The 14055-nt window shown below is 61.9% G+C and carries 14 protein-coding genes and 2 pseudogenes; 7 read left to right on the forward strand and 9 right to left on the reverse strand.

Annotated elements, in window-relative coordinates:
- Positions 1–85: 85 nt before the first annotated feature.
- Positions 86–1294 (reverse strand): MFS transporter, encoded by a 1209-nt coding sequence (locus E3T35_RS06715; protein WP_134378198.1) that lies wholly within the window; start codon positions 1292–1294, stop codon positions 86–88.
- An 82-nt stretch (positions 1295–1376) separates the two neighbouring features.
- On the opposite strand from E3T35_RS06715, the gene E3T35_RS06720 reads away from it, so the two are divergent.
- Complete coding sequence (locus E3T35_RS06720; RefSeq protein WP_134346818.1) at positions 1377–1652, forward strand: type II toxin-antitoxin system Phd/YefM family antitoxin; 276 nt, start codon at positions 1377–1379, stop codon at positions 1650–1652.
- 252 nt (positions 1653–1904) lie between these two features.
- Positions 1905–2801, forward strand: coding sequence for a DUF4238 domain-containing protein (locus E3T35_RS06725; protein ID WP_134346819.1), 897 nt, complete (start codon positions 1905–1907; stop codon positions 2799–2801).
- A gap of 184 nt (positions 2802–2985) precedes the next feature.
- Here the strand turns inward: E3T35_RS06725 and E3T35_RS06730 are convergent, their stop codons facing one another.
- Positions 2986–3354, reverse strand: coding sequence for a DUF1801 domain-containing protein (locus E3T35_RS06730; RefSeq protein WP_134378199.1), 369 nt, complete (start codon positions 3352–3354; stop codon positions 2986–2988).
- An 85-nt stretch (positions 3355–3439) separates the two neighbouring features.
- Here E3T35_RS06730 and E3T35_RS06735 point away from each other — a divergent pair, with 85 nt between their 5' ends.
- Entirely contained in the window at positions 3440–4276 is an 837-nt protein-coding gene (locus E3T35_RS06735) for a sigma-70 family RNA polymerase sigma factor (RefSeq protein ID WP_134346821.1), read from the forward strand.
- A 116-nt stretch (positions 4277–4392) separates the two neighbouring features.
- Positions 4393–4632, forward strand: coding sequence for a hypothetical protein (locus tag E3T35_RS06740; RefSeq protein WP_092342623.1), 240 nt, complete (start codon positions 4393–4395; stop codon positions 4630–4632).
- A gap of 274 nt (positions 4633–4906) precedes the next feature.
- Here the strand turns inward: E3T35_RS06740 and E3T35_RS06745 are convergent, their stop codons facing one another.
- Complete coding sequence (locus tag E3T35_RS06745; protein ID WP_241988748.1) at positions 4907–5449, reverse strand: DUF4913 domain-containing protein; 543 nt, start codon at positions 5447–5449, stop codon at positions 4907–4909.
- Between the two features lie 7 nt (positions 5450–5456).
- Positions 5457–5879 carry a single-stranded DNA-binding protein gene (locus tag E3T35_RS06750; RefSeq protein WP_134346822.1) on the reverse strand — a complete coding sequence of 141 codons (423 nt, stop codon included), beginning with the start codon at positions 5877–5879 and terminating at the stop codon, positions 5457–5459.
- A gap of 178 nt (positions 5880–6057) precedes the next feature.
- Here E3T35_RS06750 and E3T35_RS06755 point away from each other — a divergent pair, with 178 nt between their 5' ends.
- A complete protein-coding gene (locus tag E3T35_RS06755) occupies positions 6058–6456 on the forward strand; it encodes a hypothetical protein (RefSeq protein ID WP_134346823.1) in 399 nt (132 codons plus the stop codon).
- 143 nt (positions 6457–6599) lie between these two features.
- Here E3T35_RS06755 and E3T35_RS06760 read toward each other — a convergent pair.
- Both E3T35_RS06760 and E3T35_RS19185 read right to left on the reverse strand, forming a co-directional pair.
- Positions 6600–8398: pseudogene (locus E3T35_RS06760) on the reverse strand (type IV secretory system conjugative DNA transfer family protein).
- 185 nt (positions 8399–8583) lie between these two features.
- Positions 8584–8736: a hypothetical protein gene (locus E3T35_RS19185; protein WP_166789857.1), complete on the reverse strand. Its 153-nt coding sequence runs from the start codon at positions 8734–8736 to the stop codon at positions 8584–8586.
- A 543-nt stretch (positions 8737–9279) separates the two neighbouring features.
- Between E3T35_RS19185 and E3T35_RS06765 the strand changes: the two genes are divergently transcribed.
- Complete coding sequence (locus E3T35_RS06765; RefSeq protein ID WP_134346824.1) at positions 9280–9966, forward strand: hypothetical protein; 687 nt, start codon at positions 9280–9282, stop codon at positions 9964–9966.
- 513 nt (positions 9967–10479) lie between these two features.
- On the opposite strand, the gene E3T35_RS06770 is transcribed toward E3T35_RS06765, so the two are convergent.
- Both E3T35_RS06770 and E3T35_RS06775 read right to left on the reverse strand, forming a co-directional pair.
- Complete coding sequence (locus tag E3T35_RS06770; protein WP_134378252.1) at positions 10480–11943, reverse strand: ATP-binding protein; 1464 nt, start codon at positions 11941–11943, stop codon at positions 10480–10482.
- 20 nt (positions 11944–11963) lie between these two features.
- Positions 11964–12320 carry a hypothetical protein gene (locus tag E3T35_RS06775; RefSeq protein ID WP_134378200.1) on the reverse strand — a complete coding sequence of 119 codons (357 nt, stop codon included), beginning with the start codon at positions 12318–12320 and terminating at the stop codon, positions 11964–11966.
- 296 nt (positions 12321–12616) lie between these two features.
- On the opposite strand from E3T35_RS06775, the gene E3T35_RS06780 reads away from it, so the two are divergent.
- Entirely contained in the window at positions 12617–12922 is a 306-nt protein-coding gene (locus E3T35_RS06780; protein ID WP_134346826.1) for a hypothetical protein, read from the forward strand.
- A 100-nt stretch (positions 12923–13022) separates the two neighbouring features.
- Here E3T35_RS06780 and E3T35_RS06785 read toward each other — a convergent pair.
- Positions 13023–13952: pseudogene (locus E3T35_RS06785) on the reverse strand (SCO6880 family protein); the annotation flags it as partial.
- Between the last annotated feature and the right edge of the window lie 103 nt (positions 13953–14055).

A 14055-nucleotide genomic window follows, 5' to 3' on the forward strand; every position in this document is an offset into this window, starting at 1 on the left:
GCACCTTTTTCGATCTGTGAATGGTCACAACGAGCGAACAATGGCGAGTGAAGAATGCTGGTCGCTCCCGGGGAGCGAAGGATTTTCAGTTGTCATCGTGAATTTTTATGAGTCCTCGTGCGCCCATACCGAGTCCCACGAGCGCTAGGGCAGAGCACGCCCAAAAGGTTGCCGCAACAGATGTTGTTGCAGTGAGAACCCCTGCCCCTAGTGCTCCGAGCGTAGTGAAGGTGAGGGCGCTGGCTCGGTAGGCGCTACTCACGCGACCGAGGAGTCGGTTGGGAACGATGCGTTGTCGTGTGGTGACCGAGGCGATATTCCAGGTGCTCACGGCGACTCCTAAAGCGGCGAGTAGCAACGCGGCGACGATGGAGTTCGAGGTTGCTGCCAGGCAAGCAAAGATGACGGTGGCAACAAGAACAGTTCCGGCTAAGACCTGAGGAAGAGGCCATCGGCGCATGACGCGTGGGGCGGCCAGAGCGCCGCTGACACTGCCAATCGCGAACGCTCCAAGGAGGAGGCCGTAACCGAAACTCGTCAGGTGTAGCTGCTGGCGTGCGTAGATCACGAGCATGGCCAGGAGTGCGCCGCTGATGGCGCCGAGAGCGGTGGTGATGAATGCCATGGCTTGGAGCGTGGGATTGCGCCAGAGCCAGGTGAGCCCTTCGGCGATGTCGCGCCGAAGATTCTTCCGCACGTGAGGTACTCCCGGCGGCGTGCGCGGCATAAAGGCAATGAGTAGGGCGCTGAGGGCGAAGCTGATCGAGTCCAGTGCGAGGGGGATGCCTGCACCGAGGGCGAAGAGAAGGCCTCCCAAGGGTGGCCCTACGAGCTGTGTGGCGCTGAGTTGGCTCGTGAATAGGCGCGAATTCCCAATCGGGAGCAGCTCGGTCGGGAGCAGCTGGGGGAGGAATCCGACGGCTGCGTTGTCGTACACGGTTTCGGCCGTTCCGAGCGTGAATGCGAGAATCGCGAGCGCTGCAATGGGAAGTGTCCTTTCTGAGAGAAGGTTCACGCTGGCTGCGGCGACGATCAAGGCCCGAGTGGCGTTGACTATCCACATCAGTCGGCGCCGGTCGAAACGGTCCGATACGGCTCCTCCGAGCAGTCCAAGGACAGGCCATGGCAAGAAACCTGCCGCAGTCACGATGGCAATGGCCACAGGATCCCGAGTGCTTGATGCTGCCAAGAGCGGAAGAACTGCAACTCGCACGCCGTCGCCGAGCGCCGACACTGTCGCCGCGATCCAGAATTGGACGTAGCGAGCCCGCAAAGCTGCTTGGGCATTCGTCATGGTTCCCCTTACGCTTGAGATGTACAAAATGTACGGATTAGTCTAAATCCAAGAATGTACATTTTGTACAGAATGCGAGACGATGATGAAAGAAGTTCCTGTTACTCAAGCTCGCGCGGATTTGTCGAATCTTGTCAACGAAGTCGTTTACGGGCACGAACGCATCACTCTTACCCGGCATGGGAAAGCGCTGGCGGTTCTCGTCTCTCCGGAAGAAGCGAAGCTGCTCGACTCGATCATGAGCAGCTCTCCGGACATGAATCATGCCGTGCAGATAGTGGACACGAGTGGCTCGCGGGACAACCTCGGATTAGCTGCTCGTTACGTGGAACCCAATATTGAGTCCGATCAGCTGTAGTTCCTATGGACTTTGTGAACCAGCACGGCGTGAGTTAAATGCGAGAACCTCATAGAAACTACAGTTAGCAACAGTGCAGCCAACGCCCGAAAGCGCAACGGCTGACGGGCGCCCGAACGGCTGAATCCGCCGACGGCGCGGTATCTCGCGGAAGTGCCCGCAAGGGAACCTTTCGATGTGAAGCGCTCCAGACCCTCATTGAGATTGCGCGCTAAGTCTCAGGATCGGGACGCTGCTCGGTAGTTTTGTTCAGTGGCAGCCAAGCACGCCCATCACGTGGTCCCGCAGTTCTATCTGCGTCGCTTTGCAGACGGAGAACGAATGGTCCGCGAATGGTCGATGAACACGCAGCGAGGCTTACTGGTACCAGTACGGCATGCAACGGTCATCAAGGATCTCTACACAATCGATGACAAGCATGGGGTCGAATTGGACGGCTTTGAAGACATTCTCGGCCGAATCGAGTCAGACGCGGCTCGGGCACTGAACGAGGTTCTCACAGCTCGTCGTTGGCCCCTTAACGACAGATCGCGCCAGCGACTCTCCTTGTGGGTGAGCGCACAGTATCTCAGGACCCCACGATCCCGCGGCTTTTTGGAGGCGCAAATGAACAGCCTTCGATCGTCTCTAGACGAATCGTCGGTAAACCGCCTGCGCGATGAGATCCGGGTATTGGGCTGGACCGATGAAGAAATAGATAGCAAATGGGCAGAAACGCTCGCTTATTATGTACCGGAGGGCTCCCAACCACGGAACGCTCACGTCGGCTGGTTTAGGAATCTTGTGTTCGACGCTTCAAAAAAGCTCTTCGAACGCCCTTGGCATCTGTTCCGATTTGACGATCCAGTCCTTGTAACCTCCGACTGCCCAATCGTTCCGATCCGAGAAAACATTCGGGAGCCAGGACTTCACCTTCTCTCCGCTCCACTCGTGCACATCCCGCTCGATCGCTTCACCCTTCTCCAGATTCTCCCTGCCAAAGCCAAGATTCAAAAGGGCGATGATCTTCTCTGGCAAGGTCCGCAACGATTGGCGACAATGTCCAACATCATGGTGATCGAACACGCCGATCGGCACACCTACGAACATCCGGAGGACTCGATCCAAGACGTACTAAGTTCAAGGCTCCTGCGCGGGCCGAGTCAATAAAACCAGCCAGGAATCGCGGTCGCCGTCGCCAAATATGCTGTCCGCAAGGGGGACGACCAATGCGACAGATCTAGCGCTGATCCATATAACTGCCCAATGCCCTGAGGTCGTGTCAGAGAGGAACCTCTTCCGGTCGATCACAGCGATCCACGTGGGCAGCCAACGAGGATCGGGGTGCGCTCGTCTATGACTTGTTGAGCGCTGCCGCTGCGCGGACGAGCGCTTGGAATGCTGTGGCGTTTATCTTGTCGCCCTCGTGTAGGTCGATGGCTCGCCTCACTCTGGCGGTCTGGCTGGCGTTGAAGAGTTCATCCGCGTCGTCGAGCGAGGCGCCTTTCGCGAAGGTGAGTTTGACCTTGTCCTTGTAGGTCTCCCCGGTGCAGATGAGCCCATCGAGGCTCCAGGTCGGCACGCCGAGCGGGTTTGTCGTCTTCTTCCATTTGGTCTCTTCGACCACGTTCGGTTCGGCCTCAAGGATCAAGCCGCGAATGCGGGCCAGCATGTCGCCTCGCCAGCCACCCAACGCGGCAATGATTTCATCAATCGACGTCATCGGAATCTCCGCTACCTCTCTGTCACACCGGGCGCAGCCCGCACGTCACCCATAGTATGAGACCCCGGAAGGAAGCGTGACGCGGATGGACGAGACTGCAGCTTTCGAGCGGGAGCGCCCCCGGTTGTTGCGTATTGCCGGGCGGATCCTGCGGGACAACGCAGAGGCCGAAGACATCGTCCAGCGAACCTGGCTGCGCCTTCACTCCACCGAGGCTGTCATTGACAACCTGCCCGGCTGGCTGACCACGGTGACCACGCGGCTCTGTTTGGACAGGCTGCGCGCCCCGAAACCGATCCTGGTCGACGACATGGCTTTCCCTTCGCTGATTGAAGATCCCGCCGATGCATTTGCCCTGGCCGACACGGTTGGCATTGCGCTCCAGGTGGTCTTGGACCGCCTCACGCCCAGCGAGCGGGTCGCGTTCGTGCTCCACGACAGCTTCAGCTTTGATTTCTCCACGATCGCCGCGATCCTCAGCACCACTCCCGCCGCCGCCCGCAAGCTCGCCTCGAGAGCGCGTAGCAAGGTCCGCCCGCAGGGCGTGCAGCGCCGCCGAGCTGACTGGGAAGTCGTGGACGCGTTCCTCGCCGCCGCACGACAGGGCGATTTTGAGCAGCTCTTGGCCCTGCTGGCGCCGGGAGTAGTGGTTGCCGGTGATGAAGCGGCGATCTCGGCGGGAACCCCCACCCGGATAGAAGGACGGAGCGCCGTCGCGACGATGTTCAACGGCGCGGCCAAAGCCGCGTTGCCGGTGTTCATCGACGGCCGCCCGGGCGCGGCCTGGTTTCATCGTGGCTCGCCGCGGGTCGCGTTTGATTTCAGGGTCGTCGGCGGGGTTGTGTCTCGGATCGATTTCCGCGCCGATCCGGCCGTTTTGGAACACCTCATCCGCCGCGACGCAGGAGGACAGCGGGGCTGACCGGCCGCCTGCAACAATCGAACCCGTTGTCAGCGGTCACACTTGCTGGCGTTGCATCGTTATACAGGTAGCAAACCTCAAACGGGGCAACGCGTTCACAGTTAGGATTCGAGTCGATGAAAACAATGACCTGCCGCCAGCTGGGCGGCCCGTGCGAAGAACCGTTGCACGGCAATACTGCTGATGAGGTAATCAAGGCCCAGGACCGCCACCTCAAAGACGCCGTCAAGGCCGGAGACACCACCCACGAGCAAGCGCACAAGGATATGAAAGATCGTTGGAAGCACCCAAAACGATCAATGGACTGGTACTCCTCCACCAAGACGGCGTTCGCTGCGTCACCCGAAGACGACTAACCGGGCCGCGGCCGCCCAAAGAACCGCACGGCCCTCTGCGAAACTACACGGCGAGACCTTCCTCAGCGCGCCCGCTCCGCTGTATCCCGCCGTTCCGTAAGCCGGACGCTGAGCGGGCGCGTCCGCACGAATACTGGGTTCTGCGGGTCACGAGCCCGAGAGTGTCGCGTTTACCCTGCCCTTTGATCAGTCGCGCTCAGGTGCGTCAACTGCGACAGCGACGCAGGGCCTTTGCGCCCTTCGCAAGAGCCAAGGCTTGGCGATATCAACTAGATTAACCGCGAGAGTAGAGCGATGCCTCGGCATCACGGCGACGCGTGACATCGTCGACGACGAACTGCACGAAGTCCTCGTCGCGATCGCCGATCACGACATCCTTGATGGCGTTTGCAGGCGGTTCCCCGGGCCACGCCGTCTGTCGAGTGTGTCGGTCGCGTTCCAGACGTGTGCCCGACATCGCGACCCAGTCGCGGAGCCGCTGGCGGGCATCCGCGAAGTCGCGATGCCAACCGAACGGAGCCGAGCCGTGCTGATCAGGGTCATAGGCGCCGAGCCAGTGCAGGTGCAGTGCGGAGAGTTCCCAGACGAGTTCGGGGTGCCGATGCCAGAACGGCGGCACGACGGATGCCGGCAACCCGTAGGTGCGTCTCAGCCAGTTCACCCAGTGGTTGAGTTCGATCCATTCGGCCTCAGCGTTATCGGCGCTGAGCAGGTTCCAGTTGATCGGATGTGGCGGCTCCGCAATGTGCGCGTCGAGGTCGTCCCAGGAGGCGTCGTCGTGATCGCCGGATGCCCATTCGACGAGTGACTCCGACATTGCTGGTTCACCGCCTGGATCCAGTGTGAGCCGCTTCCGCCTCGTGCTCGACCTCGGTGTCCGAGCCTGTGCGATGGGTGCGGTCGACCTGATAGTTGGTGCGTGCGAGGTCGTGGCCGATTTTCTTGGCGACGAACTCCTCGCGTTGGATGGTTTCGCCGTCGCGTTCGACCTGGAAGGTGCGCACGTACCCTTCGGCGACAAAACTGTCGCCTTTGGCGAAGCGGGTAAGAGCCCGGTCGGCGGTGGCGCGGTAGGCGGCGAGGTCGTGGAACGTTGGCTCGAGCGCGGTGAAGCTTCCAGTGCATTCGTGGCGGAAGTGCGGCTGCCCTACGCGCACGTAGAAGCGGGTGTCGCCGTTCTCTGTGACCGACTGCTGAGGGTCTGAAGCGATGAAACCGGACAGCGATTGCTGGGTGTGAAATGCCATGGGACTTGACCTCCTGTGATTGGGGCGGACCGTAGTCGTCCGCGCTCACTATGAGGTGCGCCATACGAAACCTGCGGGTCCCGGTTTCGCGCCATGGCTACCATCCGAGTCGTTTCCCGATGGACCTACAGGTGGCCCGATCGGCTTTGCCACCGGTGGCCTCAGTAGGCTGATCCGCATGAACTCGAATCCTGTCTGGATGTCGCACTTACCAATCGGCCTGCCGCACAAGAACGGTGACCGCCTTTACGGGACGTCCTCCGGCTACGCAGCCGATCTCATGGCGGCTGGGACACCGACAGTCAGCTCCCTTTTCCGAAAATCAATAACGCCATCCGTGAGCAGCATCGATATTGGCGATATGCTCCAGGTCGTATTTGATGGCTCGTTTTGGTGGGTTTCCAATGCTGATGCAGTTATTGGGCGTCTCACCTGGGCGGCATCTAGTCGGGATCATCCCGATCCACGCACCGGCATATTGCCTCCACTTCCCGACAACGGCTCGCTTCTCGTCGAACGCGTCTTCGTCAATAGTGGCGCGGTCGTCAACCTCGGCGGAAAGGTCCTACCCACGTAGTCGTCGCCCAGCACCGAGCTCAATAACGACACTGTTTGTTGGTTTTCTGTCTCATTGCGCGGTCGCCAGGGCGCTAGCCGCGGATCGGATTGACTGCATCAATGATCGTTAGCTTTAGTCTGAGTCGGACCAGCGCGGCCGGATCAATCGTCTGGGCGGGACGGCTCCTCGGGATCGGCGGCGGGGACGCGCATCAGCCCCTCGATCTCCTCGCGATTCGCCCGCAGCGCCTTGGACTCGGGGCGGGCGGTCCACATCTGAAGCCTCGCGATGATCGGCGGGGCGGCGCGGAGCATTATCAGGCCGGTGCCGAAGGGCAGGGTGCGGATGGTGTCGGGCGGCATGATCGGGACACGGCGGATCGCGCGCTGCGATGAGCGTGAACCGCGGTCGCCGATGGTCGTCGAGTCCGTCGTCTCGTCACGGTCGCCGATCAGGGTCGAGAGGTCGTGCAGGTCCCGGGAGTTGGAGCCGCCGCCCAGCACGATTTTGACGATCGACGAGTCCCAGATGGTGCCAGCGGCGTTGTCGCTCCACTTCGTGCGGGCCTGAGCGAGCGACTGCAGCACGGGCATGGTGGTGATCCCGGTGCCACCGCCTTCGGCCATGAGAGTGGGGAGCGAGGGGAGTGGCGCAAGGTTGCCGATCTCGTCGAGGGCGAGCAGCAGCGGCGGGTCTAACCGTGCGCCCGCACTCCGGGCAGCGATACGGCGAGCAGTCTCGACGAGGTCTTCGACGAACGCCGACACGAGAGCGGCTGAGTTGTTCGAGCCGGCGCCGGTGGCCAGTAGGTAGAGGGTGCCGTTGCTACTCAGAAACGCTTCGGGGTCGAACTCCTCGCCCTCCGGCGGGGAGACGGAATCCAATACGCGTGGGTCAGCCAAGGCACCGAGCGAAAGTGAAACGCCCTGCCAGATGGAGTCGCGCGTGCGCGGGTCGGCCTCGAGCGTGGCCCGGAGAGAGTCGCCCCAGCCGGTGGCCGCTGCGGGAGTGCTCAACAGAATGGAGACGGCGTCGTGGGCGGCGGCCGGGTCGAGGGTCCAACGAAAGAGGTCCGCCGGAGAGCAGCGGTCGAGCGCGGCAGCGTGCAGCATCGACTGCAGTGCAGTGCGGGTTTTGGCTTCCCAGAATCCGCCGCCGTCGACGCCGCCCGCGGCCAGTCCGGTTCCGGCAGCGAGACCGGCCGCGCGGATCATCGCCGTGAGCGGATCCTCACACCCACGAATGGGCGACCACCGCAGTCCTACCGGCACCCCCGCCGCCAGTTACTGCGGATCAAAGACCGCTACCGGTCCGATCCGTTGCCGTGCGCGCAGCGTGGTGGTGAGGTTGTCGGGGCGGGTGGAGGTGGTCACGACTGGGCCTGGCGCATCGAGGATGGCGTTGATCACAATGTGCGCGCCTTTGCCGGAGCGCGGCGGGCCGATCACCAGGATCGAGTCCTCTACGCTCGCCCAAACCGCAGTGTTGCGTGATCGCCCGATGCGATACCCAACATCGCTCGGATCAGCCTTCGCGAGCGACGGTCGAAGGTGCGCAGCGCGTTTCATGATGGCCGCATGCGACGCGGCACATGCGACTTCGGCACGGGTCGCTATGCCAGCGATGCGGAACGGGTCGACCTTCTTCGTGACGCCTCTGAATATCCGCCACAACACAAATGCCAAAGCTGATGCCAGCCCCACCAGCAAGATCATCGTCGCCCAAAAGGCGACCGGATTCAGATTTGGTGCCCGCAGCGCTGCTGCCGGGTTGTCTGGGTGCAGAAGCACGGCGAGCCCGGTCTCCGCTCCGCCGGTGGGCTGCGCGGTCCCAGTTGCCAGGCCGCGACAGCACCCGAGCCACGAAGTAGCAGGGCCAACACTGCCGCACCGATCAGGAGTCCAATACCGAGGTTGGTGAGCTCGTCGCCGAGGTCGGTCTGCGGTCGCTGGGAGGTCATCTGCTTAGAATTTCAGGCCCGGATCGGCGTTGATGACCGTCGCGTGGAGGACGACGCGGTCGCCCGAAAGACTCGGCCGCGAAGCCCGGCAGGTACGTCGCATTGCACTTTTCGGTCAGTGACGCGAGCGTCATGCGCATATCCTTCCATCGCCAGACTTGCTCCTTCAGATATCAGGTGTGCAGCTATCGCCGTGCGGTCATTCGCGCCGTTGTTTCAATGGCCACCATCTCATCAGGATGCAGGTGGTGCTGCACCACAAGGCTGCGATCCTTCACCCGCCACGACCCCTGACTGGTGACGAGGGCTGGCAGGAGTTTCTGCTCGGTTCGGCTCATCCCAAGTGCGTTCGCATGGGATCCGAGCTGGTCCGGTTCCTGCCGGTAGACGATGAGGGTTTTCCGCGTTGGGCAACAGCGATGACGTGAGTGCGCGCATGGCGGACCCGGAGTCGCCTAAGTGTTCGATGGCTCTGGCCACGTATTTTGTATTCGCCTATCTTCAGCATCAGAGCTGGACCCTGAGGCAAATCCGCATCCTCTCACAGAGGTGGATATCCCGTGATAGCCGATATCCGCCTGGCGGTTTGGATTAGTTGGATTCTTCGTTTGATCAGTCATCGGGACGTGCGATGGTAACCTCGTTATCAACAGTGTTTCGATGATTGTCCATAGAATTGTTTACATTCAGCGAGGCCGATATTCTGGGTGAGGAAAACTATTCCATCCGTAGTTGTGAATAAAAGATCAGCGGTATGTAGAACGCGCGGCTTTCCGTTGAAAAGTGGGACAATCTCAGGGATTGACAACGGGAAAAACCGAGCCCCCATGTCGATACCAAATTGGGTTGTTATATCCAATTTGGCGCAGTAGCGTAATTTCATGACTATGACGCAGAAGAAGAAACGCAAGTCCCAAGGATTGATGACTGCAATTGCATTAGGAAGCCTTTTCGCAGCGTTTGGCGCGTCTCCCGCTAACGCCGCGGAAGTATCACCTATGTCCAGTGAACAGGTCACTCTCACCGATTCCCAGGCGTCTGCATTGCTGCTGGAGGCCGATCTTCCGGACCAAGCCGCCAGCACGTATGTGCTGGACCCCACAGACGTCGAGGGATGGTCGATCCCCGGTGTGGTCTCTTTCGTTTCTGTTGGTCTTGATTCTCCTCAGACGGAGGTGCGTTCATTCCTCGGAGCGTATTTTGATACGGATGGCGCACAGATATCGACTGTGGAGATCGCGTATCACACCGATGCCACGATGACTTCCTGGACAAATGGGGTGAAAATCGATCCAGCCGATTTGAACTTCACGGGACAATCACAGGTCGAGGGTAATTCGGACTCTGACACGGTTTCCGCTCGCGCTGCCACATCGACTCGTGACTTCTGCTGGTACCTCAACAAGTACGCTGAGGGCGAGATCGCTATTGGCACTCTGGTCGCAGCAGCGGGAGGTGTGGCTGCGCTCTTTAGCGGACCAGTCGGAGGCGTCATCGCCGCTGCGGGAGGTCTCAAGGCTGGGCTGGGTGTCATGTACAAGTGGCTCATCTCTCTCTGGTGCCTATGATCGAATAAGGCTGGAAAACTGAAAGGTTCAACACATGAATGGAACAATTCCGCGCCCTCTCAGGCTCGTGCTTTGGATACTGGGAGGAGTTTTAGCCGTGATGGCTATTTTCAGCCTTATCTCCGCGTGGCAGTCTCGGGCGGATGACTGGTGGGTCGGCGTTGGTGTCGCTATTTCCGCCGGCGTATGCCTCACTATTGCGGCCACGAGCCATCGAACCGCGTCAGGCTCGAACAAATCGAGCTAGCTATGGCTCGGGGTGGCGGGGGCCCCGTCATTCGGTGTGACATCCCGGCAGACCAAATGCACTCCGGGCCCGTTCGATCCCGATTGCTGACGGATGCTGGGATGTTGCTCTCGCTTTTCGGCACTGCTTTGTCCACCCGACGTTCACCTTAAAATGAGAGTGACCTTAGCGTTGGAGGCCGACGGCCCTTACGCCAGTTTAGAAAATGCTTGGCGGTACAGTCGGGGCCCGATTAGTTGGATGAGTACAGGCGAATACTGTGGGGGCTATTGGCCCGACGTCATTCGCGCCGTCGTATCAAACGCCGCGCGCTCGTCGGGATGCAGTTGATGCTGCACCACAAAACTGCGATCCTTCACCCGCCAGAGCCCCTGCCCGGTGCCGAGCGCGGGTAGTAGCTTTTGCTCGGTGCGGCTCAGCCCCAGCGCACTCGCCGTGGACCCGAGCTGGTCCGTCTCCTGGCGATAAACGATGCGGGTTTCCGCGTTGGCCAACAGTGATGATGCGAGGGCGCGCATGGCGGATCCGGAGTCGCCGACGTTGTCGAGGTCGCTGAGCTTGTGGAAGATGAGCATGTTGGCGATGCCGAAGTGCCGGGCGAGCCGCCACTGGGCATCCATTCGGCGCAGCAGCGCCGGATACGCCATCAGCCGCCAGGCCTCTTCGTAGATGACCCAGCGCTGGCCGCCGGCCGGGTCGGCGAGGGCGGATTCCATCCACGCCGAGGAGCACGTCATCAGTACGGAGATGAGCGTCGAGTTCTCGGCCACTCGCGACAGGTCGAGCGACACCATCGGCAGCGACGGGTCGAAGCGCACGGTGGAGGGTCCGTCGAAGAGTCCGGCGAGGTCGCCGGCCACAAGTCGGCGCAGCGCGTGGCCGACGAGGCGTCCGTCCGCGGCCAGGCGGCCCTCGTCGTCCTCGGGGTTGGGGGAGAGGATGCGATCGACCACCATCGGCAGGATCGGCACATCGGCGCTCCGCACCGCATCGGCCAGGGCGAGGTCAATGGCCGTGTGCTCAAGCGGGCTGAGCGGACGATCGAGCACGGTCTCGGCGAGAGCACCGATCAGGTCACGACGGCGGGCGGCCAGCTGCGCGGACCACTCGGCGTCCGAAACGGATGCTGCCCGGTGGCCCTCGTCGAGGGGGTTGAGCCGGTTGCGCAGGCCGTGGCCCAGGATGATCGCCTTGCCGCCGACGGCTTCGGCGACGGCGGTGTGCTCGCCCTTCGGGTCGCCCGGCACGTAGACGCGTCGGCCGAAGGGGAGCGAGCGGGTGTAGAGCGACTTCGCCAGCGAGGACTTGCCGGAGCCGACGATGCCGGCCAGCACGATGTTCGGCGCGGTGATCATGCCCTGTTGGTAGAGCACCCATGGGTCGTAGACGAAGGATCCGCCCGAGTAGAGATCTTTCCCGACGAAGACGCCCGCCGAACCGAGTCCGGCCTCGGCGAGAAACGGATAGTGGCCGGACAGCGTCGCCGTGGTGTCCTGGTGCTTGGGCAGTTTGAGTCGTCCGGGCGTTCGCAGTTGGGCCGGGCCGAGTTCGCCCGATCTGGGTAGGTAGGCGCCCGATCGCGCTTCATCCCGCTCGGCGTGCCACCGCGTACGGGCGGCGAGGGTCGTGGCCTTCTGCGCATCCGCTTCGATTTTGGCGGCCTCTCGCCGCCGGGCGCGACGGTCGCGGCGCAGCTCGCCGCGCGGCTCGACCAACGCGGCCGTGTGCATCCGCTCGGTTGCGGTGTCTTTCACAGCGTGAGCGTTCGCTCGGTCTGACGCGTTGACCGCGGGGCGGCCCAGTTGTCGCTTTGACGGGAACCCGGGCGGGTTGGCTGCACTTCAGATTCAAGTGGATGCCACCGCAGCAGTGAAACGTACCTGTACGTCCTGCTGTAGGTCAGAGCATACGGCGAGCCGTCGTGCACGATGGTGTGGTCGGTTCGGCCGGCCGGGACGTCGTCGTAGACGTACCTTTTTTCGAGGGCGGCATCGGTCGTGGCCTCGCCCATGTCCCGGGGCTGCAGGTAGTCGAACGCAGCGGATGCTCCACTTCGGTCGATCATGGCGAGCACCACGTCGGCCTCAGCTCCTTGCAGGAAGGCCACACTGATCCATCGAGATGCGCGGTTCTTTGATTCGTACCCAGCCATGCGTCGCTCCCATCACGTCTTGCTTTGATGTGGAGGTGCGCAAAGCGTTACGCGGCCGGAAAATGCGATGACTCAGTTAAGTGAGAGGCGTCATGCCCGACTGAGTATGGCTGCGCGACGGCCTCTGATCACGACCAGGGGGCAGCCCCGTGCCGTGCGTCTGCGAGGATACTGAGATCTTTGGTCGAAGCCATCGACGGGGCGACGAGTATGGACAGCGAAGTCAATCCGCTTTATCGAAAGGATCTCCAATGACCGAGGAAACTCCCAGTGCTCTTGAGAAGATCTCGCTGGACGCCCAGCAGGCGTGGGACGAAGGGCAGTCATTTTACGCGCCAACCTTTATTGATTTGAGGGATGGAGGCATCAAGTGGATACTGGAAGATTTCACGGAACCGATGGGAATGGTTGGGCGCAACGTTGAATGGGAATCCGCGCTCGCCAAAATCGCCGCCACTGGGTGGAAGTTGACTTCATGGTCAGTTCAAACCAGCGTGTCGACTGGTCAGCTTCCAATTAGTACCACCCGGGCCTTTGCCATGTTTATCCGAGGATGAGTGACGAGTCCATGCGAGTCACTATTGCGTCCAAGTAAGCCGCAAACCGTTGCAGGGCATCGTAGATGCTGGCATCCAGCCGCTCGAAGCCATGTGTCGCTCACACGCTCCGGCACAACGGCAGCGCCGCAGACGTAAACGCCTGCGCCTGCTGACCAACGAGCCGGCGCGTTTCGCACGAGGCCTGAATGGCGGCCTGCTCGATCGACGCCACCGCGGCGTCGAGCTCATCGACCGTGGGTGCGGTCACGCAGATGAGTCCGGTCGTGCGCAGCACTCCGTGGCCGGCGGTGAGATCGGCCTCCTGGTGCAGGAGGTCATCGTATTCGGCGGTGGCGGAGGCATCCTCTATTTGGCCGATACGGGTGCGTTGGTGCGCGTCGCTGATCAGCTCGGTCTTCTTCTTGCGCAGGTCGCGCGCGGCCTGGTCGGCGCGAACAGGCAGGTAATGCAGCGACACCGTGCGCAGGATGCCGTTCGTGAAGACCAGCGGCGACAGAAACCCGGGGAAAACCTGCGACCGGGGCCATTCGCTGATCCACAGCACCGCGTGAAACGCGCTGTTCGTGCGGAGGTGATCCCAGCTCTCGGCGACCGCGACTGGCCCGGCCGTGGCCAGCGACCGCCCCACCAGCGGATGCCGCTCCAGATCGATACCAACGGCGGGGTCGTAGGCGGTTCGTAAAACCACAGCGAGCTCGTCGGCGGTGAGCCAGCCGCCGACCGTGAGGTCCGCCGCGCGCAGCGCTCCGGTCAGGGCTGTCATTTCCTGGCGCAGCACGGTCGCTGCGCCGCGCATGCCGCCCCCCTGCGTGCGCACCTGCCGAGACGCCGCGCTCAAATCGAGGGAGAGGGCGATCGTCGTCGCATGGCGTTCACCGGCAGGCCCGGCCCGCTCGATCAGATCACGGTAGGTGGTTGCGGCCCAGCTGCCATCGTTGGTGCCGTGCCCCTCCCACCACTCGGCCAGCCCGGTGCCCGAATCGGGCAGCGTGCGCTCCGACACTTGCAGGCGCGCGATGCGCCCCGCATCTGGCGCGAACATGGCTCATTGACGGGGCCGCCCCCGCTACTGCACCAGGCACTGCTCAAGGCAAATCAACCAAAGCCAGCTGGAATGGGAATGACTGGTA

This window comes from Cryobacterium sp. TMT1-2-2, assembly GCF_004403505.1.
Lineage (GTDB): Bacteria > Actinomycetota > Actinomycetes > Actinomycetales > Microbacteriaceae > Cryobacterium > Cryobacterium flavum.